This is a genomic window from Achromobacter sp. RT286_PF (assembly GCF_059760425.1).
In genome coordinates this window covers 12151-37112 of the sequence record NZ_JCBAMR010000045.1, presented here as the reverse complement: position 1 = coordinate 37112, position 24962 = coordinate 12151, and the positions used below count along the sequence as shown (strand labels likewise).

Genomic DNA, 24962 nt, shown 5'->3' with positions numbered 1-24962 from the left:
GAAATACCGGGGCGGCCGCGTTCGCTCACGCAAAGGCCCTGTGGTCGGAACGGACGCTACACGCCCAGCTTTTCAATCAGGTATTGATGCAGATTGAAGGGCTCGCGCCGGCTTTTTACCCGGGTGTAATCACCATCGGGCCGCTGCTGCCATGCCAATTGGTTATCGCGCAGCGCATAGGTGAACGCCTCGTCGATGACGCGTTTCTTTAACGCCTTGTCGTAGACCGGGAACGCGATTTCAACCCGGCGGAAGAAATTGCGGTCCATCCAGTCGGCCGACGACAGATACACCGTTTCCTCGCCGTCGGCGTAGAAATAGAAGACGCGGGAATGCTCCAGGAAGCGTCCCACAATGGACCGCACGCGGATATTCTCGGACAGCTCCGGCACGCCGGCCCGCAGCGCGCACACGCCCCGCACGATCAGGTCAATCTTCACGCCCGCCTGGCTGGCCTTGTAAAGCTCTTCGATGATCTGCTCTTCCAGCAGCGAATTCATCTTGGCCATGATGCGGGCGCGCTTGCCCGCCTTGGCCGCGCGGGCCTCTGCGCGTATCAGCGCCACCATCCCGTCGTGCATGGTGAAGGGCGATTGCATCAGCGCCTTCAGCGACCGTCGCGCGCCCAGGCCCGTCAGCTGCGCGAAGACCTTGTCCATGTCCTCGCACAATTTCGGGTCGGCCGTCAGCAGGCCAAAGTCCGTGTACAAACGCGCGGTGCGCGGGTGGTAGTTGCCGGTGCCCAGGTGCGCATATCGGCGCAGGCGGCCTTTTTCGCGGCGCAGCACCACGGCCATCTTCGCGTGCGTTTTGTGGGCCACGACGCCATAGACCACATGCGCCCCCACCTCTTCCAGCTTGGACGCCCAGTTGATGTTGGTCTGCTCGTCAAAGCGCGCCATCAATTCCACCACCACCGTCACTTCCTTGCCGGCGCGCGCCGCCGCCAGCAGGATCTTCATCAGCTCGGAGTCTTCACCGGTGCGGTAGATGGTCTGCTTGATGGCCATGACGTCGGGGTCCAGCGCCGCCGCCGTCAGGAAATCAATGACCGGCTGAAACGACTGGTACGGGTGGTGCAGCAGGCGGTCCTGCTGGGCCACTGCGTCGAACAGGTCTTGTGGTTTGTCGCCCACCTTGTCAAAAGGCGCAGGCACGGGCGCGCGGTATTCCGGGAACAGCAGGTCGGGCCGCAGATCGGAATTGCACAGCTGCATCAGACGCGACAGGTTCACCGGCCCGGGCACGCGGTACGTGTCTTCGGCCTTTAGCGAGAATTCGCGCTGAAGAAAGGTCTCCAGTTCCACCGGCGTCAGTTTGTCGATTTCCAGGCGCACGGCGGCGCCGAAATTGCGTTGCGACAACTCGCCTTGCAGGGCGTGGCGCAGGTTGGTGACTTCTTCCTCGTCCACGAACAGGTCGCTGTTGCGGGTCACGCGCCATTGGTAGCAGCCCAGCATTTCCAGGCCGGGAAACAGTTCGCCCACGAAGGCGCGCAGCAGCGACGTCAGCAAGATGAAGCCTTCCGGATGGCCGGAGAGTTCGGGCGGCATCTTGATCAGGCGCGGCAGCGCGCGCGGCGCCTGCACCACGGCAATCGACGCCTGACGCCCGAAGGCGTCGGCGCCGGCCAGCGACACAATGAAATTCAGGCTCTTGTTGTAGACACGAGGAAACGGATGCGCCGGGTCCAGCCCAATGGGGGTCAGCAGCGGCATCACATCGCGGTTGAAGACGTCGCGCGCCCATTGCTGCTGCTCGGCATTCCATTCGGACGCGTGATGCAGGGTGATGCCCTCGGACTGCATGGCCGGCAGGATGGCGTCGTTAAGCAGGTTGTATTGCCGCGCCACCAGCTCGTGCACGGCCTGCTGGACGTTTTCAAACGCCTGATCGGGCGTCATGCCATCAGGGCCGACCAGGTTCGGCGACTGGCGCTGCTGCTCTTTCAAGCTGGAAATCCGGATTTCAAAGAACTCGTCCAGGTTCGAGCTGACGATACACACGTACCGCAGGCGCTCCAGCAGCGGCGTTTTCGGATCTTCCGCCATCGCAAGCACGCGTTCGTTGAATTTGAGCAGCGACAACTCACGATTCATGAGCAAGGGCTCGCCGGGCGGGCGTGTGGGCATACCGGATTCCATACGTTGGGAACAGAGCGTGGAGTTTTACTGCAAAAGAGTGACGGTTCTATGACACAAGTGCAAAACCGTAGCGTACGTCAAATTCGGGACATATAGCGCAACCGGATTATTCGGCCAAGCCCATGATCCATAAGCGAAAACCCGAATCTCAAGGCACTGTCACATGGGGTCTCTATAATCAGGCCACCTCAAAGCCTATATTACGAGCCGCATGGATCAACTTCTGGCCGCGGTGGACCTCGGGTCCAACAGCTTTCGCCTCTCCATCGGACGCATCGTTCAACAGGACGGTACGCCCCAGATTTACCAGATCGATCGTCTCAAGGAAACCGTCCGGCTTGCCGCCGGCCTGGACGCCGAGAAACGCTTGGGCGACGACGCCATCGAGCGCGCCATCGCCGTCCTGGAGCGTTTTGGCGACCGCCTGCGCAGCTTCCACCCCAACCGGGTCCGCGCGGTTGCCACCAATACGTTTCGCGTCGCGCGCAACACGCGGGATTTCCTGCCGCGCGCGGAAGCCGCGCTTGGCTTTCCCATTGAAGTCATCGCCGGCCGTGAAGAAGCGCGCCTGATCTTCTCGGGCGTGGTCCACACCCTGCCCCCATCGCCCAACAAGCGCCTGGTCATCGACATTGGCGGCGGGTCCACCGAAGTCATCATCGGCAAGGGCCACGAGCCAGCCCTGATGTCCTCGTTGTACATGGGCTGCGTCAGCTACAGCCGCCAGTTTTTCTCGGATGGCGTGGTTGATGCGCACCAGATGAAGCAGGCCGAGCTGGCAGCGCGACGCGAAATCGAAGTCATCGCCAAGCAGTACCGCAAGATGGGCTGGAAAGAGGCCTATGGCTCGTCCGGCACCGCCAAGGCCCTGTTCGCCATCCTGACCGAAAGCCGCTTTTCCGATCGCGGCATCACGCGCGCCGGGCTGGCCAAGCTGAAAGACCGCATCGTGCGTTCGGGCCGCGTCATCCCGTCAGAGCTGCCGGGCATCAAGATCGAGCGTTCCGATGTGCTGCCCGGCGGGCTGGCCATCATGACCGCCCTGTTCGATGAGCTTGGCATCGACGTCATGCACACGGGTGACGGCGCATTGCGCCTGGGCGTGCTGTACGACCTGCTGGGCCGCGACGACGAGCACGACAAGCGCGACGAATCGGTACGCCAGTTCATGAAGCGCTATCACGTCGACGTCAACCAGGCGCGGCGCGTGCGCCACGCGGCGCTGACGCTGTTCGACGCCATGTTCCCCGAAGGCCCGGAACGCGCCGAACTTCGGCCGGCGTTGGGCTGGGCGGCTGACTTGCACGAAGTGGGCCTGTCGATCGCGCACAACGCGTATCACAAGCACACGGCGTACGTGCTTGAAAACGCCGACATGCCGGGCTTCTCGCGCGCCGACCAGCAGTTGCTGGCGCTACTGGCGCTGGGCCATCAGGGCAAGTTGACCAAGCTGGAACCGCTGATCCGCACGCGGCCGCAATGGAAAGCCATCCTGAGCCTGCGCCTGGCGGTATTGCTGTTCCGCCGCCGTGGCGAAATCGAACCGCTGCCGCTGACCGCGTCGGTGCGCGAAAACTCCATCGTGGTCCGGGTCAACCGGGAATGGCTGGCGCAACACCCCTTGAGCGACTTCACGCTGCGTGCGGAAGAAGCCGAATGGAACAAGGTGGGCTTTTCGTTCGAAGTGCTGGAATTCTGACAGCGCAATTCCGGCGCGTTGGCAACAAAAAGGGCAATGGCGCTGGCGCCATTGCCCTTTTTTAAAACAAAGACAGATCCGTCTGACGGCGCAGCTGCTTGAGTTCAAGCCGCAAAGGCCGCGTGGCCCGCCGTATCAATCTGATTTTCATTCGGCGGAACAGGCGGCGCATGATGATCAGCGCTGGCCGTTCAGGGCCGCGGGCTGGTCCAGCCCGAAGTGGCGGCGATAGCGCTCGTCCATGCGCTCCATTTTCAGCAGCACCGGGAAGTCGGCGGCGTTGAAGTCCGGGTCCCAGGCGGGTTCGCCACAGACCTTGGCGCCCAGCTTCAGATACCCCTTGATCAGTGGCGGCACGCGGGCCGGCAACGTGCTGTTCAGCTTCTCAACCGGGTAACGGTGCAGCGGGGTCACGTGGGGATCACCGCTTTGGGGCAGCTGCGGCATGATCGTGCGCCACACTTCGGCGGCGGTCACGCCGTCATCGCGCAGGCTGACGCTGGCGCAGCCCAGCACGTATTCGTAGCCGCCGCGTCGCAGGTATTCCGTCAGGCCGGACCACAGCAACATGATCACCGCGCCGTTGCGGTAGTCGGAATGGGTGCACGAGCGGCCGACTTCAACCAGCTGGTCGCGAATCGGGCCCAGCCCGGAAAGATCGAACTCCGACTGCGCGTAGTAGCCGCCGGCTTCCCGCGCTTTTTCCGGCGTCAGGATGCGATATGTGCCGACGACGCGGCCCGTATCCATTTCGCGCACCATCAGATGTTCGCAATAGGGGTCGAAGCGGTCATGCTCGATACCGTCATGCGCGTCGGGAAACACCGCGCCCATATCCTCGGTGAAGACGTCGTAGCGCAGACGTTGGATCTGCTCGATTTCTTCAGCCGTGCGCGCCAGGCCTACCGCCAACACTTTCGGGGAGTTGCCCATCCAGGGTTCGGCGGGTTTACGGCTTGGGGTGGTGCGTGCTAATTCCAGCATTGCGCGTAGCTCCTAGAGAGTCCGGTCAGTTTGGACGCCCTGTATGTCAAAGACTTGACCAATATGTTACGTGACTATGAAGTTTAGTTCGGGGGAGATGGGTCAACTTTAGGCAAATCTCGACAAAACTTTACAATTCAATACCAAGCCCGAATGCAGAAAAGCCACCCACCGAGACTCGGTGGATGGCTTTTTCTAAAGCGGCTGGGCCGGGCTCAGGCCAGGCTGGCGGCGAGCTTCTCTGCGGAGGAAACGGCAAGGGATTCATCTTCAGCTTCGACCATCAGGCGAAGCTTCGGTTCAGTGCCCGATGCGCGGATCAGGATGCGGCCACGGCCGTTCAGTTCGGCCTCGACGGCGGCACGGGCGGCGGTCAGGCCAGGATGCGTTTTCCAGTCCTGGCCCGGGGTCAACGGCACATTGATCATCTTCTGCGGGTACATGCGCAGGTCGCGCACCCACTCGGCCATCGTCGTATTGCCGCGACGCAATGCGGTCAGCACCTGCAGGGCGGCGATGATGCCGTCGCCCGTGGAGTGGCAATCCAGGCACAGCAGGTGCCCCGAGCTTTCGCCGCCGTACTGCCAGCCGCGCGCCTGCATCTGTTCCAGCACGTAGCGGTCGCCCACGTTGGCGCGCTCGAAGCCCACGCCCAGGCGCTGCATTTCGCGCTCGAAACCGAAGTTGGTCATCAGCGTGCCGACCACGCCATCGACCTTGCCGCGCTGCATGCGCTCGCGGACGATGGCGTAAAGCAATTCGTCGCCGTTGTAGATGCGGCCTTCGCCATCAACCACTTGCAGACGGTCGGCGTCGCCATCCAGGGCAACGCCCAGATGCGCGCCACGCGCCTGCACTTCCTTGGCCAGGGACTCGGGGTGCAGCGCGCCCACGCCCTTGTTGATGTTGAAGCCGTCCGGATGCACGCCGATGGCATGCACTTCGGCGCCCAGTTCGCGGAACACATGGGGGGCGATGTTGTAGGCGGCGCCATGGGCGGCGTCTACCACGATCTTCATCCCGTTCAAGTCCAGGTCGTTGGGGAAGGTGCTCTTGCAGAATTCAATGTAGCGGCCCTGCGAGTCCGACATGCGGCGGGCGCGGCCCAGGCCTTCAGAGCTGACGCAACCCAGCGGCTCGTCGAGTGCGGCTTCGATGGCGGCTTCGATTTCGTCCGGCAGCTTCATGCCCTGCGCCGAGAAAAACTTGATGCCGTTGTCCTGGTACGGATTGTGGGAAGCACTGATCACGATGCCGGCCACCAGGCGCAGCGCGCGGGTCAGGTATGCAACGGCCGGCGTCGGGATCGGGCCGGCCAGCAGCACATCGATGCCCGCGGCCGACAAACCGGCTTCCAGCGCGGATTCCAGCATGTAGCCGGAAATGCGCGTGTCCTTGCCGATGACCACTTGCGGGCGGCTGCCGCCGCGTCCGGCGTGCTCGCGCGCCAGCACACGGCCGGCCGCATAACCCAGGCGCAGGGCGAACTCGGCATTGATGACCGGGCCGCCTACTTCACCGCGCACCCCATCGGTGCCGAAATACTTGCGTTGACTCATGAACTGATTGCTCCTTGTTCGGCCGCATGCCATACCTTAAGGGCATCAACGGTGGCGGCAACATCGTGCACACGCACGATGGAGGCGCCCCGCGACACGCAGGCAAGCGCTGCGGCGATGCTGCCGGGCAGCCGGTCGCCGACCGGTCGGCCCGTGGCCTGCCCGATCATGTTTTTACGCGACAGGCCGATCAGCAATGGATAGCCACCGCTGCGCAAGCTGGACAGCCGACGCAGCAACTGGAAATTCTGGTCTGCCGTCTTGCCGAAGCCGAAACCCGGGTCCAGCACGATACGGCGGGGGTCAACCCAGGCGGCACGCAGCTTCTGCGCGCGCGAACCTAGGAAAAGTCCGATTTCACCGATCAGGTCGGTGTATTCGGGGGGCGCGGCCTGCATGGTGCGAGGCTCGCCCTTCATGTGCATCACGCACAGCCCGCAGCGCGATTGCGCTACCGCCTCGATGGCGCCGGGCTGTCTGAAGCCATAGATGTCGTTGATCATGTCGGCCCCCGCATCGAGCGTGGCGCGCATGACTTCGGGCTTGAAGGTGTCGATGGACAGCGGCACGCCGCAATCTCGCAGGGCCTCGATCACGGGCAACAGCCTATCAAGCTCGTCCGTGATGGACACCGGGTCGGCGCCCGGCCGCGTCGATTCGCCGCCCAGGTCAAGGATCTGGGCGCCTTCTTCGATCAGTTGGCGCGCGTGCGCCACCGCGGAATCCGTATCGTCGTGCTGGCCGCCGTCGGAAAACGAGTCCGGCGTGACATTGACGATACCCATGACAAGCGGGCGCTCGAGATCAAACTCGAAGCGCCCGCAAAGGAAGTTATTTGCCATAACTCAGGACAAAAAACCTCAGACTGCTGCAGCCGTGCTGCCGCCAGCCGCCAGCCCGGTGCTGGGCGGCGTGTCCGTCGAATCCGACGGACCTTGCGGCGTTTTCGGGGGACGCGGAGGACGGCCCTCGATGATGTCGTTGATCTGGTCGGCGTCGATGGTTTCCCATTCGAGCAGCGCGGCCGTCATGACTTCGACCTTGTCGCGATTGTCTTCCAGGATCTTGCGCGCAACTTGGTATTGCTCGTCGATGATGCGGCGGATCTCGGTGTCCACCTTCTGCATGGTGGCTTCGGACATGTGCGTCGTCTTGGTGACGCTGCGGCCCAGGAACACTTCGCCTTCGTTCTCGGCATAGACCATCGGGCCCAGCTCGTCCGTCATGCCGTAGCGGGTGACGATGTCGCGGGCGATGGCGGTGGCGCGTTCGAAGTCGTTCGAGGCCCCCGTCGTCATCTGGTCCATGAACAGTTCTTCGGCGATACGGCCACCGAACAGCACGGCGATGGTGGACAGCAAGCGGCCCTTGTCCATGCTGTAGCGGTCGGTTTCCGGCAACTGCATCGTCACGCCCAGCGCACGGCCGCGCGGAATGATGGTGACCTTGTGGACCGGGTCAGTCTTGGGCAGCAGGCGGGCAACGATCGCGTGGCCGGACTCGTGGTAGGCGGTGTTCTTGCGTTCCTCTTCGGGCATGACGATCGAGCGGCGCTCGGCGCCCATGATGATCTTGTCCTTGGCCTTTTCGAAGTCGGACATATCCACCGTGCGGCCATTGCGGCGGGCGGCGAACAGCGCGGCTTCGTTGACCAGGTTGGCCAGGTCGGCGCCCGAGAAACCGGGGCAGCCGCGCGCCAGGATGGTCGCGTCGACGTTAGGCGACAGCGGAACCTTGCGCATATGGACTTTCAGGATCTGCTCGCGGCCACGGATATCGGGCAGCGGCACCACGACTTGACGGTCGAAACGGCCCGGACGCAGCAGCGCCGGATCAAGCACGTCGGGACGGTTGGTTGCGGCGATCACGATGACGCCCTGGCCGGATTCAAAGCCGTCCATTTCAACCAGCATCTGGTTCAGCGTTTGTTCGCGTTCGTCGTTGCCACCACCCAGGCCGGCGCCGCGCTGACGGCCCACTGCATCGATTTCGTCGATGAAGATGATGCAAGGCGCGTGCTTCTTGGCGTTTTCGAACATGTCGCGGACACGGGCCGCGCCCACGCCGACGAACATTTCAACGAAGTCCGAACCCGAGATGCTGAAGAACGGTACCTTGGCTTCGCCGGCGATGGCCTTGGCCAGCAGCGTCTTGCCGGTACCCGGCGAGCCCACCATCAGCACGCCACGGGGAATGCGGCCGCCCAGCTTTTGGAACTTGCTGGGGTCGCGCAGGAAGTCGACCAGTTCCTGGACGTCTTCCTTGGCTTCATCGCAGCCGGCAACGTCGGCAAAGGTGATTTGATTGGTGTTTTCGTCGAGCATGCGAGCGCGCGATTTGCCGAAGCTGAAGGCTCCGCCCTTACCGCCGCCCTGCATCTGTCGCATGAAGAAAACCCATACGCCGATCAACAGCAGCATGGGGAACCACGACACGAAGATGCTCATCAGGAGCGATTGCTCTTCACGTGGCTTGCCAGAGACCTGGACGCCGTACTTCAGCAGATCGGAGACCATCCAGAGGTCGCCGGGCGAAGTCAGCGTATAGGCGCGGCCCGCGTCCGGGGTGACGTACAGCACGTCGCCCTGAACGTCGACCTTGCGGATACGTCCCGCCTTGGCGTCGTCCATGAACTGCGTGTAGGTCACGCCGTCCTGGGTCTGAGCGCGTCCGTCGAACTGTTTGAAGACGGTGAACAGCACCAGGGCTATCACCATCCAGACAGCGACTTTCGAAAATGAATTATTCAAGGTCGATCTCCTGCTTTCGATTCCGACCGGCAACCGCGCACCCGCATATGGCACAGTCACAAGTATGTCAATAGCCCATTCTACCCTGTTGGACCCGATTGCGTCCTGGGATCCCTGGGGTCCGTGTAGTTACGTCTGATTTGTCGTTATGGTGGTCGTTGTCTCGGCAAGCAGGTAAGTTCTTTGGGGTTCCAAGGCAGCATGCCCAGGCCCGGGTTACTTCAGATCGCGGGCAACCAGAAAGGTTTCCGAGGATTTATCCCGAGACGCCTTTGGTTTGCGCTCGACTACACGCTTGAAGTGCTGCTTGAAGGACTGCACGATCTGCGAAAAGCCGCTGCCGTGGAAGGCCTTGACGATCAGCGCCCCATTGGGCTTGAGATGAGCGCGGGAAAACTCCATCGCCAGCTCGCACACATGCTGAATGCGCGCGGAGTCGGCACTACCCACGCCTGACAAGTTGGGGGCCATATCCGAGATTACAAGGTCTACGGCGCGAGATCCGACCATGTCTTCCAATTGTTTCAGAACGTCATCGTCGCGGAAGTCGCCCTGGATGAATTCCACCCCGGCCACCGGCTCCATGGGAAGCAGATCCAGCGCAATAATACGTCCGTCCACGACGCCGCCCGGCCCGGCCAGGCGCTCGCGCGCCACTTGGGACCAGCTGCCCGGAGCCGAGCCCAGGTCAATGACCAGGTCGCCCCGGCGCATCAGCTTTTCAGTGTCCAGGATCTCGATCAGCTTGAAGGCGGCACGGGCGCGATAGCCCTTCTGTTGCGCCAGCTTCACATAGGGATCGTTGATGTGCTGGTGAATCCAGTCTTTAGAGAATTTATTCTTGGCCATTACCGTACAATTCCACGCATGCCTATATTAGAACTTACCTCTCGTGAGCGCAGCGACCTTCGCTCCGCCGCTCACCCTCTGCGCCCCGTCGTCCTGATTGGCGACAATGGCCTGACCGAAGCCGTGCTCAAGGAAATCGACCTGGCACTGGCTTCTCATGGCCTCATCAAGGTACGCGCCGGCGGCGATGACCGCGAGGCCCGCGAGACCATGTTGTCGACGATCTGCGACACGCTGTCTTGCGCCCCGGTGCACCACCTGGGCAAGACCCTGATTCTGTTCCGTCCCCTGGCCGGCAACGTCAAGCCCGCCGCGCTGGCTGCTATGGAGCCCGTGGCTCCTGCCAAGCGCCGCGCTTCCGAACCCTACACGCCGAAGAAGCTGGCCGCCGAAGGCAAGAGCCTGGCCAAGCGTCCGCGCCGTAGCGAGTCCGAAGAGCCCAAGCCGGCCAAGGCCCGCTTCGTGCCGCAAGACCAGCTGAACAAGAACGGCAAGCCCATGCGCCCCAGCAACAAGCGGGCTACCGCCAGCGCACACGGCATTCCCCGCCGCGCCGGCAGTGCGCTGAGCCTGCGGGCCGGAGCACGCAGCGGCACCAGCCGCAAGACAGCAAAAAGATAAGGCCGGGCACAAAAACGGGCGCTTTACGCGCCCGGTCCACCATAGCGATCCGCGTAGGTACCGCGGGCAGCCAGCCTAACGCAGGCTTCAAGCTATGGCGTTTTGACAGTGTACCGCCAAGGCGATCGCGTTAGATGTAACGCACGCCCAGAACTTCATATTCGCGAACGCCAGCCGGGGCCTTGACCTCGACCACGTCGCCTTCGCTTTTGCCGATCAGCGCACGCGCCACCGGGCTGGATACGGAAATCAGATTGGCCTTGATGTCGGCCTCGACGTCACCGACGATCTGGTACGTCACGCGGTCACCCGAATCCAGGTCTTCGATATCCACGGTAGCGCCAAACACGGCGCGGCCTTCGGCATCCAGCGAAGTCGGATCGATCAGGTGGGCGTTGGAAAGCGTGCCTTCAAGTTCGGCAATCCGGCCTTCGATAAAGCCTTGGCGCTCGCGAGCAGCGTCATATTCGGCGTTTTCCGACAGATCGCCCTGCGCTCGCGCTTCGGCGATGGCGTTGATAACGGCAGGACGTTCCACGGTTTTCAGCCGCTGGAGCTCTTCTTGCAAGCGCTCGGCCCCGCGCACGGTCAAAGGAATGGCAGACATGTCGTTTCCCAAACAAAAAGTAGAAAAACGCCCCGACGGAGCGTTCTCGGTGAAGGTCGTTACCCTGGCGCGCACCCGCTGTCGGTGCAAGATTTGACACGAAGCTAGCGGCGCGGACGACCAAAACAAAACCCCGGCTCGGGTCGGAACCGGGGCAATCAAAGTCATATTGTGGGCAAACTCCACCGGAATTGCAAGCCACCCCGGAAAACGTGCTTTTGCACGCATTTCGGGGCTGTAACCCGCCAAAAACGGCTATTTCGTCAAAAATCCCTCAACGCGGCGCGGGCTGGCTTGACGATCGCGAAGGGCTGTGGCCAAAAAGATACTATTCAATAGTATTTTGTCATCGAGCCTGGCGCGGCGCCGGCCAGATACCGGCCAGATCACCGACCGGGGCCACGACCCGGCCGCCCCACGTCTAGACCACCGGCCCCGGCTTCCGACGGCGCAGCAGCGCATACAGGATGATGGCGCCGAACGTGGCGGTGCCGATCCCGCCCAGCATGAAGTCACCGATCTTGATGGTGAAGTCGCCCGCGCCCAGCACCAAGGTGACGGCGGCGACGATCAGGTTGCGGTTGTCGCTGAAATCCACCTGGTTGACCACCCAGATCCGCGCGCCCGCAATGGCGATCAGGCCGAACACCACCACCGACATGCCGCCCAACACGGGCCCGGGAATCGTCTGAATCAGCGCGCCGAACTTAGGCGAAAAGCCCAGCACGACGGCGATCAGCGCGGCCACGACGAAGACCAGCGTGGAATAGATGCGGGTAACCGCCATGACCCCGATGTTCTCGGCGTAGGTCGTGACGCCCGTGCCACCCACCGCGCCCGACACCATGGTTGCCACGCCGTCGCCCACGAAGGCGCGGCCCAGATAGCGATCCAGGTCCTGGCCCGTCATCGCGCTGACGGCCTTCACGTGCCCCAGGTTTTCGGCGACCAGGATGATGGCGACCGGCACGATCAGGCCCATGGCTTCGGCCTTGAAGACCGGAGCGGCAAAATGCGGCAAGCCGATCCAGGCCGCGGCGGCCACGCCCGAAAAGTCGATGGGCTTGCCCAGCCCCATGCCGTTGGCCAGCACAGCGTACACCACGCACGCCAGGATCAGCCCGACCAGGATCAACAGGCGCTGGACCATCCCCTTGGTGTAGACGGCGATGCCGCCGACGCAAACAATGGTGACCAGCGCCATGAACGTGTCAAAACCCGACGCGCCCATGGCACCCTTGGCCGCGATGGGCGCCAGATTCAAGCCGATCACCGCAACCACCGCGCCCGTGACGACAGGCGGCATCAACGCGTCGATCCAGTTCGCGCCGCTGCCCGAGCGCGCATTGACGATCCACACGATCACCCCGATCAGCGTATACGCCAGGCCACACGCGATGATGGCGCCCAGCGCCACGCCGATGTTGGCATTGGCGCCACCGCCCGCATAGCCGGTGACGGCGATCACGCCACCGATGAAAGCGAAGCTGGACCCCAGGTAGCTGGGCACCCGGCCGCCGACAAACAGGAAGAAGATCAGCGTGCCGATGCCGGACATCAGGATGGCGACGTTGGGATCAAAGCCCATCAGCAACGGCGCCAGCACCGTCGAGCCGAACATGGCCACGACGTGCTGCGCGCCCATGGCGATGTTCTTGGGCCAGGACAGCCGTTCGTCGGGCGCAATAATGACGCCGGGTTCAGCGTCGTCCGCCAGGCGCCAACGCGGGAAATAGGAATTGGACATGGATATCCCAAATAAGGTGTCGGGGTAAGCGGGCGCCAGTGTAAAGGGGGCCACGAAAGGGCGGCAATGTTTAAGTTGCGCTTGCCCAATGCCGTTCATTAGTTGAACGCCCCGCAATTCCCCCCAAGTACCAGGAGACATCATGGCTATCAATTCCCTCGGCGGCTCATCCCGGATCGGCAGTTTGGCCGACCTGTGGGTCCAGAAGATTCAAGCCAATAAGGAAGCGAAGGATCCCGCGGGCGGGGAGGCGACCACGGTCACCCCCGACGGCAAGATCCGCGTCAACAACGCTGGGGCGCTGAGCGTTGGGGGCACCAAGGCCTCGGAAGACACCGGTAACGACGACGAATTCACGCGTCAGATCAAAGAGCTGCAAAAGCAGCTCAAGCGCATCATGGATCAGATCGCCAAGGTGCAGGCCAGCGGCATGTCGGACGAGATGAAGGCACAGCAGCTTCAAGCGCTGAACGGCCAGGCCATGCAGATCCAAGGCCAGATCCAGCAGGTGCTGGTCCAGCAGGCCAAGGCGGCCATGGCCAGCGCCGCGGCCGGCGCATCGGGCGGCGGCGTATCCACCACGGCTTGACCGCAGCGCGTCATCAGCGGGGGGCCACCATCACGGCCCCACGCTGATGAGCCGCATCAAAATTTCTGATTGGACGCGTTGCAGACCAGACATTACTGTCTCCAGACAAATTAAAACTACGGAGACAAACCATGTATGCAATGCGCACCGCCCTTGCAGGCGCCCTTGCAGGCGCCCTGCTAGCCGTCTGCTCGGCACCTGCCCTGTCCGGCACCGTCACGGTGATCACGTCGTTCCCGAAGGACCTGACGCAGGCCTACAAGACCGCGTTTGAAAAGGCCAACCCCGGCATCACGCTGGAAATCCTGAACAAGAACACCGTGTCGGGCATTGCCTATGTGCGCGAAACGCCCGCCGGCCAACGCCCCGAAGTGTTCTGGGCCAGCGCGCCCGACGCCTTCGAAGTGCTGGGCCGCGACAAGCTGCTGGCCAAATCGTCCGACGTGGCGAACAAAGACGTGCCTGACAAGGTGGGCAACTATCCCATCAACGATCCGTCGGGCATGTACCTGGGCCAGGCGCTGGCCGGCTACGGCATCGTCTACAACACGCGCTATATCGCGGCGCACAAGATTCCCGCGCCCGTGGAGTGGAAGGATTTGCTGTCGCCCAAGTGGTTTGGCCACGTGGGCATCACGTCGCCGTCGCGCTCGGGCACCATGCATTTGACCGTGGAAACCATCTTGCAAGGCGAAGGCTGGGATGACGGCTGGAACACCTTGCTGCGCATGTCCGGCAACAGCAGCGCGGTGACAGAACGGTCATTCGGCGTGCCCGACGGCGTGAACAACGGCCAGTTCGGCGCCGGCCCGGTCATCGACTTCTTTGGCCTGTCCAGCAAGTATTCGAAGTTCCCCGTGGAATTCGTCTATCCGTCCGAGACCGCGATCGTGCCCGCCAACATCGCCTTGATCGACGGCGCGAAAAATACCGAGGAAGGCAAAAAGTTCATCGCCTTCACGTTAAGCCAGGCCGGCCAGGAGCTGCTGCTGGAACCGAAGATCTCGCGTCTTCCGGTGCTGCCGTATTCCGCGCTTGCCGGCAAGATCCCGCCCGGCTATCCAGACCCCGCGGACATTGCCAAGCGCAGCAAGGTGCAATTTAACGCCGACCTGTCCCAGACGCGCTATTACGTCGTGCAATCGCTATATGACCAAACCGTCACTTTCCGCTTGAAGGAATTGCAGGCCGCCACCAAGGCGATCTACGACGCCGAGGCCAAGCTGGGCGACAAGGCCAAGTCGGGCAAGGCGGCCGAGCTGCTGGCCCAGGCGCGCAAGCTTGCCTGGGCACCGCTGGTCGATGGCAAGAAGGCCGCCGACCCGGCCTTCCTGGCGATCTTCGCGGGCAATAAGAAAGACGCCGCGGTCAACCAGCAGATCACCCAGCTGGAAGGCGAGTGGAACGGCAAGTCCAAGGCCAACTACGAAGAAGCCGTGAAGCTGGCCAAGCAGGCTGCCGCGCTGTAAGCCGCCTCTGGCTAACCGCCCGTGGCTAACCGCCCATAGCGAACCGCCCATAGCGAACCACCCATAGCGAACCGCCCCGGGCACGCGCCCGGGGCGCAGTCCCCTGGCAACGATTTCGGGAATCTCGATGAATTCTTCGGGCCACTCACGCCTGCCCGCCGGCCCCGCATTGACGGCGCTGCTGGTATTCGGCTTTCTGCTGCTTTTTCTTGTCGTGCCCGTGGGCACGGTCTTCTACAGCGCCTTCGTGAACGCCGACGGCAGTTTCACGATGGGCCACTTCGGCGCCTTCTTCAATCAGCCGCTAATGCAGGAAGCGTTCTTCAACAGCCTGTACGTGGCGGGCTGGTCGGCGCTGCTGGCGTCGCTGATCGCGGTGCCACTGGCGTACTTCACGGTGCGCTTCGATTTTCGCGGTGCGCTGATCATCCAGACGCTGGGCGTGCTGCCGCTGATCATGCCGCCGTTTGTGGGCGCCGTCGCGATGCAGCTGATCTTCGGGCGGTCGGGCAGCGTCAACCTGCTGCTGAACGACTGGTTCGGGTTCACGATCCCGTTCATGGATGGCTTGAACGGCGTCATCTTTGTTGAAGCGCTGCACTACTTTCCGTTCATCCTGATGAACCTGGTGGTGGCGTTGCGCAATATCGACGGCGCCATGGAAGAGGCCGCATTCAACCTGGGCTCGCGCGGGTTTCGCCTGTTCCGCCGCGTGATTTTCCCGCTGGCCCTGCCCGGCTACGTGGCCGGCGCGTCGCTGGTGTTCGTCAAGGTGTTCGACGACCTGGGCACCCCGCTGGTGCTGGGCACCACCAACATGCTGGCGCCGCAAGCGTACCTGCGCATTACGCAGGTGGGGCTGGAAGATCCGCTGGGCTATGTAATCAGCGTCATCATGATCGCGTTTTCGATTCTGGCGCTGTGGCTGTCGGCGCGCGTGCTGAAGGGGCGCGATTATTCCACCCTGCAAAAGGGCGGCAACTCTATCCAGAAGCGCAAGCTGGGGCCGATGGAAAGCGTGCTGGCCTATGGGTGGATCATCCTGGTGCTGCTGCTGGTGCTGTCGCCGCACATGGGCGTGCTGCTGCTGTCGCTGGCCAGCGTCTGGAGCTTCGCCCCGCTGCCGGATGGCTACACGCTGGCGCATTACTCGGCGGTGTTCTCGGAATCGCAGGGCATGATCGCCAACACCTTGCTCTATTGCGGTCTGGCGGCCGGGGTGGACGTCATTCTTGGCACCGCCATCGCCTACCTGATGCTGCGCACGCGGTTGCCGGCGCGGCAGTGGCTGGACTTCATGGCGTCTGCCGCGCTGGCGATACCGGGCATCGTGCTGGCAATCGGTTTCCTGCGCACGTTTCGCGGCATCGAGCTGCCGGGTACCGGAACGTTGCTGACCTCGTCGTGGATCATCATCATGATCGCGTATTCGGTCAGGCGCCTGCCCTACGCGCTGCGCTCGTGCGTGGCCTCGTTGCAGCAGATCAACGTGTCGCTGGAGGAAGCCGCGCAATCGCTGGGCGCCACCCGCATGAGCACGATCCGCCGTGTCGTCGTGCCCTTGATGGCGGGCGGCATGCTGGCCGGCTTCGTGACCAGCTTCGTGACGGCGGCGGTGGAATTGTCGGCCACCATCATGCTGGTCACCAAGGACAGCCAGGCGCCCATGAGCTACGGCATCTATCTGTATATGCAAAGCGCGGCGGGCCGGGGGCCCGGCGCCGCGCTGGGCGTGCTGGCGGTGGCCGCGGTGGCCATCGGCACGTATGTATCGCACCTGCTGGTAGAGCGCGCGCAGTCGCGCCAGCGTCCGGCACGCACTGAAGGGGAATCCGCATGAAGAAGGTCAGCGTAGAGTGCCGCAACATCCGCCTGTCCTATGGCAAGACGGAAGTGCTGAAAGACGTAAACATCCACATCGAGCCGGGCGAGTTCTTTGCGCTGCTGGGCCCGTCCGGCTCGGGCAAGTCGACGCTGCTGCGCTTGATCGCGGGCTTCAATCGCCATAGCGCCGGCCAGTTGCTGGTGGACGGCAAGGACATCACCGGCACCCCGCCCTGGAATCGCAACATCGGCATGGTGTTCCAGAACTACGCGTTGTGGCCGCACATGACGGTCTGGGACAACGTGGCCTTCGGGCTGGTCGAACGCAAGTTGCCGCGCGCCGAGATTCGCGCCAAGGTCGAAGCCGCGCTGGAACTGGTGGGCCTGTCGCAGTATGGCAAGCGCCGGCCCAACCAGCTGTCCGGCGGGCAGCAGCAGCGCGTGGCGCTGGCACGCACCATCGTCATTGAACCGCAGGTGCTGCTGCTGGACGAGCCTCTGTCCAATCTGGACAAGAAGCTGCGCGTGCAGATGCGCCAGGACCTGTTGAGCCTGCAACGGCGCCTGGGCATCACCACCATCTTCGTCACGCACGACCAGGAAGAAGCCATGACCACGGCCGACCGCATGGCGGTGCTGGACCACGGCGTGGTGCAGCAGATCGGCGCGCCCAGCACGCTGTTCGACTATCCGACGAACCGCTTCGTGGCCAACTTCGTGGGCACGATGAATGTGCTGGAAGGCGATGTGCGTGAACGCACCAGCGGCAGCGTAGTGCTGGCCGTGCCTGGCGTGGGCGACCTGCACCTGCCTTTGACGGCGGAAGCCCCCGCCGCCAGCCGCCTGGCCGCCAGCTTCCGGCCGCACACCGTACAGATCGAAATGGCGGACGGCCTGGGCGACGCGCGCTATGTGTGGCTGCCCGGCATTGTGGAAAGCAGCGAATTCCTGGGCGAGTTCACGCGCTACCAGGTGCTGATCGGTGAACAACGCCTGACGGCGGATCAGTCGCACCTGGCCGGGCTGTCGCCGTTTCCTATCGGCGCGCCGGTATCCATCGGACTGGAACCCACGCAAGTGCGGCTGTTGGCGGCCTAAACTGGCGGCCATGGAAATCTATCAGATCCGCGCTTTCGTCACGGTTGCCCGCCTGGGCAACCTGACGAAGGCGGCCGAAGCGCTGTCCCTGACGCAGCCCGCCGTGACCGCGCAGATCAAGGCGCTGGAACAGAGCCTGGGCGTGGCGCTGTTCGACCGTAGTGGCGGGCGGCTGGCGCTGGCCAAGGCGGGCGAGGTGCTGCTGCCCACGGCGGAATCGCTGCTGGTGCTGGGCGCGCAATTCAAGTCCGAGGCCCAACAGCTGCAAGGCAGCCTGCATGGCGTTGTGGAGCTTGGCGTGCCCAGCGAAAAACCGGATTTCCTGCGCCTGGGCGAGCTGGCCGCGGCCGTCACGCAACGCCTGCCGCTAGTGGAACTGAAGACGCAGACACTGCCCACGGCCACCTTGGCCGAACAGGTCAGCACCGGGCGGCTGCCGGCGGCGCTGACCATCGCGGCCAATCCCCCGCGTGGCGTATTGTGGCTGCCGCTGCGCAGCGTGCGCTATCGCATCGCGCTGCCCCACGACCATGCCGCGGTGCTAAAGCGCGGCGGCTGGCGCGAAGTGGCGCAGTTGCCGTGGCTGGACGGCCCGTCGGGCAGCCACACGCATCTGTTGCTGCGCGACATGTTTGAACGCCACGGCCTGTCGCCTCGCGTCGTCATGCAGAACGATGACCAGGCCAATTTGGAAGCGCTGGTGCGCGCCGGCGCGGGCTGCGCGTTGTTGCGGGAGGAAACCGCCTTGGCCGGCGCGGCCTCGAATGATTTCATGGTGTGGGGCCAGGCACGTGCCGACGCCATGCTAGGCTTCATCCTGCCCTATGAACGCGCCAGCGAACCCGCGCTGGTGGCGTTAAGCTCCCTCATCCAAACCATCTGGAAGCCGCGCGCGGCAATCGCACCGGCCCAGCTTTAAGCCTTATTTGCGCATCACAAACGTAATGACTGAAATCTGGTTCATCCGCCATGGCGAAACCGACTGGAATCGCCAGCGCCGCCTGCAAGGCTGGAAAGACATTCCCCTGAACGAATTCGGCGTCAATCAGGCCAGCCTGCTTGCCGCCCGCCTGCGCGAAGACGCGCGCCACACGCCCATCCACGCTATCTATAGCAGCGACCTGCAACGCGCCCATGCCACGGCCGTGCCCGTGGGCGAACAGCTGGGGCTGCGCGTACGGGTCGAGCCGGGCATCCGCGAACGGGGCTTTGGCGTCCTGGAAGGGCTGGACCACGAACACATCGATGTGCAGGCGCCCGAAGCCGCTGCCGCCTGGAAAAGCCGCGACCCGCTGCGCCCGCTGGATGGCGGCGAGTCCCTGGGGCAATTCCAATCCCGCGTGATCTCCACCGTGGACGACATTGCCAGCCGCCATGATGGCGAGCGCATCCTGATGTTCACGCACGGAGGCGTGCTGGACATCATCTGGCGTCATGCATCGGGTGTGCCGCTCAATGGCGCGCGCGATGCCGCGTTGCTGAATGTCAGCATCAACCGCGTCGCGGTACAGGGCCGCAAGTGGGAAGTGCTGGATTGGGGCGACGTTGGACACGTGGCCGACGAGGTCGGCGACGACGTGGTGCCGTAAACCTGCTGTAGACGTGCCGTAAGCGCGCTGTAAAGGGCTACCCCGCTTTGCGCGGCTTGCGTGGCGCGTCACGCGCCAACTTGTCGTACACCGCGTTGGGCAACAGGCGCATCAGCTTGGCCACCACGCCCATCTGCCACGGAATCACCGTGTAAGACGTGCCACGCGTAATGGCCGCCTGCGCGCGTTGCGCAAAGGCGTCCGCCTCCATCAGGAAAGGCATCGAATACGGGTTCTTCGCCGTCATGGCGGTCTTGATGTAGCCCGGCGCAATGGTCACCACGCGGATGCCATCGCCCGCCAGCTCCAGCCGCAGGCTTTCGCAGTAGGTCACCACCGCGGATTTAGAGGCGCTGTAGGCGCCGGCCCCCGGCAGTCCACGCACGCCAGCCACGCTGGCAATGCCCACCAAACGGCCCGATCCGGCGGCGCGCATGGCGCCGACAAAGGGCTCGAAGGTGGCCACGGTGGCCAGCAAGTTGGTGTCGACAATGGCTTTGAAGACGTCATAGTCCTCACCGTGCTCGGTCAACGTGCCGGCACTGATGCCCGCGCTGGCGATGACGACATCCACCCTGCCCTGGCAGAACGCGATGAAATCGGCCGCCGCTGCATGCAGCGCGGCACGGTCGCGCACGTCAACCGCATAGCAACGATGGTTGCCCGGCAAGCTGTCGGCCAATTCACGCAGCGCGTCTTCGCGCCGGCCCAAGAGACCCAGCGTGGCGCCCGATGCGGCGTACTGCTGCGCCAGGGCGCGGCCCAGGCCACTGCTGGCGCCGGTGATGAAGACTCTGTTCATGGAATCGTCTTAAGCGAATAGGAAGGCAGGAATGGAAAAAGGGCGGCCCTGATCAAGGGCCGCCCCGGCATCCTACCTCAAGCCCGCGGGCTTGGCGCTGTCGCGTCAGCCTTGGCCGCTAAGCGATGCGTGCAAGTCCTGCAACGGATACACCTGCAAGCCCAGGCCCTGGCGCAGATACTGCATGCCTTCAACCGCGGCGCGGGCGCCGGCGATGGTGGTGAAGAAGGTGACGCGAGCGGCCAGCGATTGCGTACGGATCGTGCGCGAATCGACGATGGCGTTGCGGCGTTCTTCAACCGTGTTGATGACCAGCGCGATTTCGCCGTTCTTGACCATGTCCACGATGTGCGGACGGCCTTCGGTGACCTTGTTGACCACTTGCACCGGAATGCCCGCGGTTTCAATTTCGGCCGCCGTGCCGCGCGTGGCGACCAGCTTGAAGCCCAGGGCATGCAGGCCACGCGCCACTTCCACGGCGCGGGGCTTGTCCTGATTCTTCACGCTGATGAACACCGTGCCGGATTCCGGCAGGCGCACGCCAGCAGCCAATTGCGACTTCACGAAGGCTTCGCCGAAGCTCATGCCCACGCCCATCACTTCGCCGGTCGACTTCATTTCCGGACCCAGGATGGTGTCCACGCCCGGGAACTTCACGAACGGGAACACGGCTTCCTTGACCGAGAAGTAAGGCGGCACGACTTCCTTGGTGATGCCTTGCTTTGCCAGCGTCTGGCCGGCCATGGCGCGCGCGGCGATCTTGGCCAGCTGCAGGCCGGTGGCCTTGGACACGTAGGGCACGGTGCGCGATGCACGCGGGTTCACTTCCAGCACGTAGACGTCGCCGCCCTGGATGGCGAACTGCACGTTCATCAGGCCGCTGACGTTCAAGGCCTTGGCCATCATCGTGGTCTGGCGCTTGATCTCGGCGATGACTTCCGCAGACAGCGAGTAAGGCGGCAGGCTGCAAGCCGAGTCGCCCGAATGCACGCCGGCCTGCTCGATGTGTTCCATGACGCCGCCGATGAACACGGTTTCGCCGTCGGCCAGGCAGTCCACGTCGACTTCGGTGGCGTTGTTCAGGAAGCGGTCCAACAGCACGGGCGAGTCATTGCTGACCTTAACGGCCTCGCGCATGTAGCGCTCGAGGTCTTGCTGTTCGTGCACGATTTCCATGGCGCGACCGCCCAGCACGTAGCTGGGACGCACGACCAGCGGGTAGCCGATCTCGGTGGCGTGGGCCAGGGCCTCGCCTTCCGTGCGCGCGGTGCGGTTGGGCGGCTGACGCAGGCCCAGCTTGTTCAGCAGCTTCTGGAAGCGTTCGCGATCTTCGGCAACGTCGATGGATTCCGGGCTGGTGCCGATGATCGGCACGCCGTTGGCTTCCAGGGCGCGCGCCAGCTTCAACGGCGTCTGGCCGCCGTACTGGACGATCATGCCGACCGGGTTTTCCTTGTGGACGATTTCCAGCACGTCTTCCAAGGTCAGCGGTTCGAAGTACAGGCGATCGGACGTGTCGTAGTCGGTGGACACGGTTTCCGGGTTGCAGTTGACCATGATGGTCTCGTACCCGTCTTCGCGCAGCGCCAGCGCGGCGTGCACGCAGCAGTAGTCGAACTCGATGCCTTGGCCGATACGGTTCGGGCCACCGCCCAGCACGATAATCTTCTTGCGATCGGTGGGCGCGGATTCGCACTCTTCTTCGTACGTGGAATACATGTACGCGGTGCGGGTGGCGAATTCGGCGGCGCAGGTGTCCACGCGCTTGTAGACCGGGCGCACGTTCAACTGGTGGCGCAGCTTGCGCACTTCGGATTCAGCGGAATCCAGCAGGAAGGCCAGGCGGCGGTCCGAGAAACCACGGCGCTTCAGTTCCCACAGGGTGGCGTAGTCCAGGTCGGCCAGCGTCTTTTGTTCCAGCGCCAGTTCGATGTCGACGATTTCCTTGATCTGCGACAGGAACCACGGGTCGATGTGCGTGATGTTGTGCACTTCGTCCAGCGTGAAGCCTTGCGCAAAGGCATCGCCCACGTACCAGATGCGTTCCGGACCGGGCTCGCCCAGTTCGACTTGCAGCTTTTCGCGGTCGGTGGTTTTCTGGTTCAGGCCGTCCACGCCCACTTCCAGACCACGCAGCGCCTTCTGGAACGATTCCTGGAAAGTGCGGCCGATGGCCATGACTTCACCCACGGACTTCATCTGGGTGGTCAGGCGCGCGTCGGCGGTGGGGAATTTTTCGAACGCAAAACGCGGCACCTTGGTGACGACGTAGTCGATCGACGGTTCAAACGAGGCGGGCGTGGCGCCGCCGGTGATTTCGTTCTTGAGCTCGTCCAGCGTGTAACCCACGGCCAGGCGCGCGGCAACCTTGGCGATGGGAAAGCCGGTGGCCTTGGATGCCAGCGCCGACGAACGCGACACGCGCGGGTTCATCTCGATGACGATCATGCGGCCGTTCTTCGGGTTGACGGCAAACTGCACGTTCGAGCCGCCCGTGTCCACGCCGATCTCGCGCAATACCGCGATCGATGCATTACGCATGATCTGGTATTCCTTGTCGGTCAGCGTCTGGGCCGGCGCCACGGTGATCGAGTCACCGGTGTGCACGCCCATCGGATCCAGGTTTTCGATCGAGCAGACGATGATGCAGTTGTCCGCCTTGTCGCGGACCACTTCCATCTCAAATTCCTTCCAGCCCAGCAAGGATTCTTCGATCAGCAGCTCGTTGGTCGGCGACGCTTCCAGGCCGCGACGGCAGATCGTTTCGAATTCTTCGGCGTTGTAGGCGATACCACCGCCCGAACCGCCCATGGTGAAGCTGGGGCGGATCACGGCGGGGAAGCCGGACGTGCCCACTTCCGCGGCGATGCGGCGTTGGACTTCCCAGGCTTCGTCCATGCTGTGGGCCACGCCCGACTTGGCCGATTCCAGGCCGATGTCGGTCATGGCCTGCTTGAACTTCTGGCGGTCTTCAGCCTTTTCGATGGCGTGTTCGTTCGCGCCGATCAGTTCCACGTTGTACTTCTTGAGCACGCCGTGGTGGGCCAGGTCCAGTGCGCAGTTCAGCGCGGTCTGGCCGCCCATGGTCGGCAGCAAGGCATCGGGCTTTTCACGCTCGATGATCTTTTCAACGGCTTGCCAGGTGATGGGCTCGATGTAGGTGACGTCGGCCGTTTCCGGGTCCGTCATGATCGTGGCGGGGTTGCTGTTCACCAGGATGGTGCGATAACCCTCGGCCTTGAGCGCCTTGCACGCCTGTGCGCCGGAATAGTCGAATTCGCAGGCCTGCCCGATGATGATGGGGCCGGCGCCGATGATGAGTATGCTTTTTAGGTCTGTACGCTTGGGCATGATGCAATCTTTACTTTTGGCCGGACATCAGGGCGATGAACTTGTCGAACAGTTCAAGGATGTCGTGCGGACCCGGACTGGCTTCGGGGTGACCCTGGAAGCAGAAGGCCGGGCGGTCGGTGAGCTCGAAGCCCTGCAACGTGCCGTCGAACAGCGACACGTGCGTGACGCGCGCATTGGCCGGCAGGCTGGCCGCATCGACCGCGAAGCCGTGGTTCTGGCTGGTGATGAACACGCGCTTGGACTGGAGGTCTTGCACGGGGTGGTTCGCGCCGTGGTGGCCCGTCTTCATCTTGAGCGTCTTGCCGCCCACGGCCAGGCCCATGATCTGATGGCCCAGGCAGATGCCGAAGACCGGCAGCTTCTTGTCCAGGAACACGCGCGTGGCATCGATGGCGTAGTCGCAGGGCTCGGGGTCGCCGGGGCCGTTGGACAGGAACACGCCGTCAGGATTGAGCTTCAGGACGTCTTCGGCGCTGGTTTGCGCCGGCACCACGGTCAGGCGGCAGCCACGATCCGCCAGCAGGCGCAGGATGTTGGTCTTGATGCCGTAGTCGTAGGCAACGACGTGGAACTTGGACTGGTCGGGCTTTGCGAAACCTTCGCCCAGTTGCCACGTGCCTTCGGTCCATTCCGTCGTGGATTTTTGCGACACGTCCTTGGCCAGATCCTGGCCAGCCATGCCGGCAAAGCCCTTGGCCATTTCAACGGCGCGTTCGGCGTCGGTGCCCACGAAGATGCAGCCGCCTTGGGCGCCTTTTTCTCGCAGGATGCGGGTGAGCTTGCGGGTGTCGATGCCGGAAATGGCGACGATGCCTTGCGCGGCCAGATAGTCGGGCAGGGATTGCGTGGAACGGAAGTTCGACACGCGGGCGGGACAGTCGCGGACCACGAGTCCGGCGGCATAGACGCGATTGGCTTCCACGTCTTCGGCGTTGACGCCGGTGTTGCCAATGTGCGGATAGGTCAGCGTAACGATCTGACCGCTATAGCTGGGATCGGTGAGAATTTCCTGGTACCCGGTCATCGCGGTGTTGAACACCACTTCGGCAACGGTAGCCCCAGGCGCACCGATCGACACGCCTCGAAAAATGGTACCGTCCGCCAGAGCCAGAATTGCAGGAGGGAAGCGGTTGATCCCCTCGGGAAAAAGTTGCGGCAGCACAGTAAACCCCGGTTTTAGAATCGATAATCAAACCTTCGGATTATACCTTGACCGGGCCAATTCCCCGGCGAACCGCGCCAAATAAGGCCAGGATGGCGATTCCCCCCTTCCCCGG

19 protein-coding genes are annotated in these 24962 nt (G+C 63.3%); 8 read left to right on the top strand and 11 right to left on the bottom strand.

The window, feature by feature from the left end; genetic code table 11:
• Positions 1-56: 56 nt before the first annotated feature.
• A complete protein-coding gene (gene ppk1, locus AC6LJY_RS24605) occupies positions 57-2132 on the bottom strand; it encodes a polyphosphate kinase 1 (RefSeq protein ID WP_046806885.1) in 2076 nt (691 codons plus the stop codon).
• Positions 2133-2355: 223 nt separating this feature from the next.
• Here ppk1 and ppx point away from each other — a divergent pair, with 223 nt between their 5' ends.
• The gene (ppx, locus tag AC6LJY_RS24600) at positions 2356-3843 is read left to right on the top strand and encodes an exopolyphosphatase (protein ID WP_046806886.1); all 1488 of its coding nucleotides are present in this window, start codon (positions 2356-2358) and stop codon (positions 3841-3843) included.
• A gap of 177 nt (positions 3844-4020) precedes the next feature.
• On the opposite strand, the gene AC6LJY_RS24595 is transcribed toward ppx, so the two are convergent.
• The 5 genes from AC6LJY_RS24595 to AC6LJY_RS24575 form a co-directional block, all read right to left on the bottom strand.
• Positions 4021-4827 carry a GNAT family N-acetyltransferase gene (locus AC6LJY_RS24595; protein ID WP_046806887.1) on the bottom strand — a complete coding sequence of 269 codons (807 nt, stop codon included), beginning with the start codon at positions 4825-4827 and terminating at the stop codon, positions 4021-4023.
• Between the two features lie 215 nt (positions 4828-5042).
• On the bottom strand, positions 5043-6386 hold the full coding sequence (gene glmM / locus AC6LJY_RS24590) for a phosphoglucosamine mutase (protein ID WP_046806888.1): 1344 nt from the start codon (positions 6384-6386) through the stop codon (positions 5043-5045).
• Positions 6383-7228, bottom strand: a complete 846-nt coding sequence (folP, locus tag AC6LJY_RS24585; RefSeq protein WP_046806889.1) for a dihydropteroate synthase — start codon at positions 7226-7228, stop codon at positions 6383-6385. The genes glmM and folP overlap by 4 nt, the downstream gene beginning before the upstream one ends.
• Before the next feature lie 18 nt (positions 7229-7246).
• Positions 7247-9136: an ATP-dependent zinc metalloprotease FtsH gene (ftsH, locus tag AC6LJY_RS24580; protein ID WP_104144535.1), complete on the bottom strand. Its 1890-nt coding sequence runs from the start codon at positions 9134-9136 to the stop codon at positions 7247-7249.
• Positions 9137-9352: 216 nt separating this feature from the next.
• A complete protein-coding gene (locus tag AC6LJY_RS24575) occupies positions 9353-9985 on the bottom strand; it encodes an RlmE family RNA methyltransferase (RefSeq protein WP_046806891.1) in 633 nt (210 codons plus the stop codon).
• Between the two features lie 18 nt (positions 9986-10003).
• Between AC6LJY_RS24575 and AC6LJY_RS24570 the strand changes: the two genes are divergently transcribed.
• A complete protein-coding gene (locus tag AC6LJY_RS24570; protein WP_498136961.1) occupies positions 10004-10606 on the top strand; it encodes a YhbY family RNA-binding protein in 603 nt (200 codons plus the stop codon).
• Between the two features lie 130 nt (positions 10607-10736).
• On the opposite strand, the gene greA is transcribed toward AC6LJY_RS24570, so the two are convergent.
• Together greA and AC6LJY_RS24560 are read right to left on the bottom strand one after the other, a co-directional pair.
• Positions 10737-11213 carry a transcription elongation factor GreA gene (greA, locus tag AC6LJY_RS24565; RefSeq protein WP_006221068.1) on the bottom strand — a complete coding sequence of 159 codons (477 nt, stop codon included), beginning with the start codon at positions 11211-11213 and terminating at the stop codon, positions 10737-10739.
• Between the two features lie 421 nt (positions 11214-11634).
• The gene (locus tag AC6LJY_RS24560) at positions 11635-12960 is read right to left on the bottom strand and encodes a solute carrier family 23 protein (RefSeq protein ID WP_046806893.1); all 1326 of its coding nucleotides are present in this window, start codon (positions 12958-12960) and stop codon (positions 11635-11637) included.
• A gap of 142 nt (positions 12961-13102) precedes the next feature.
• Between AC6LJY_RS24560 and AC6LJY_RS24555 the strand changes: the two genes are divergently transcribed.
• The 6 genes from AC6LJY_RS24555 (at position 13103) to AC6LJY_RS24530 (ending at position 19529) form a co-directional block, all read left to right on the top strand.
• Positions 13103-13549 (top strand): FlxA-like family protein, encoded by a 447-nt coding sequence (locus AC6LJY_RS24555; RefSeq protein WP_120156684.1) that lies wholly within the window; start codon positions 13103-13105, stop codon positions 13547-13549.
• A 131-nt stretch (positions 13550-13680) separates the two neighbouring features.
• Positions 13681-15018 (top strand): extracellular solute-binding protein, encoded by a 1338-nt coding sequence (locus AC6LJY_RS24550; protein WP_046806895.1) that lies wholly within the window; start codon positions 13681-13683, stop codon positions 15016-15018.
• 127 nt (positions 15019-15145) lie between these two features.
• Entirely contained in the window at positions 15146-16858 is a 1713-nt protein-coding gene (locus tag AC6LJY_RS24545; protein WP_498136960.1) for an ABC transporter permease, read from the top strand.
• Positions 16855-17940 carry an ABC transporter ATP-binding protein gene (locus tag AC6LJY_RS24540; protein WP_143215517.1) on the top strand — a complete coding sequence of 362 codons (1086 nt, stop codon included), beginning with the start codon at positions 16855-16857 and terminating at the stop codon, positions 17938-17940. The genes AC6LJY_RS24545 and AC6LJY_RS24540 overlap by 4 nt, the downstream gene beginning before the upstream one ends.
• Positions 17941-17950: 10 nt before the next feature.
• Positions 17951-18859, top strand: a complete 909-nt coding sequence (locus AC6LJY_RS24535; protein WP_498136959.1) for a LysR family transcriptional regulator — start codon at positions 17951-17953, stop codon at positions 18857-18859.
• A gap of 25 nt (positions 18860-18884) precedes the next feature.
• On the top strand, positions 18885-19529 hold the full coding sequence (locus AC6LJY_RS24530; RefSeq protein WP_046806899.1) for a histidine phosphatase family protein: 645 nt from the start codon (positions 18885-18887) through the stop codon (positions 19527-19529).
• A 37-nt stretch (positions 19530-19566) separates the two neighbouring features.
• Here AC6LJY_RS24530 and AC6LJY_RS24525 read toward each other — a convergent pair whose 3' ends face one another.
• From AC6LJY_RS24525 to carA, 3 genes are all read right to left on the bottom strand, one after another.
• A complete protein-coding gene (locus tag AC6LJY_RS24525; protein ID WP_046806900.1) occupies positions 19567-20331 on the bottom strand; it encodes an SDR family oxidoreductase in 765 nt (254 codons plus the stop codon).
• A gap of 105 nt (positions 20332-20436) precedes the next feature.
• Entirely contained in the window at positions 20437-23682 is a 3246-nt protein-coding gene (gene carB, locus AC6LJY_RS24520; protein ID WP_046806901.1) for a carbamoyl-phosphate synthase large subunit, read from the bottom strand.
• A gap of 10 nt (positions 23683-23692) precedes the next feature.
• A complete protein-coding gene (carA, locus tag AC6LJY_RS24515) occupies positions 23693-24847 on the bottom strand; it encodes a glutamine-hydrolyzing carbamoyl-phosphate synthase small subunit (protein WP_046806902.1) in 1155 nt (384 codons plus the stop codon).
• Positions 24848-24962: the final 115 nt, after the last annotated feature.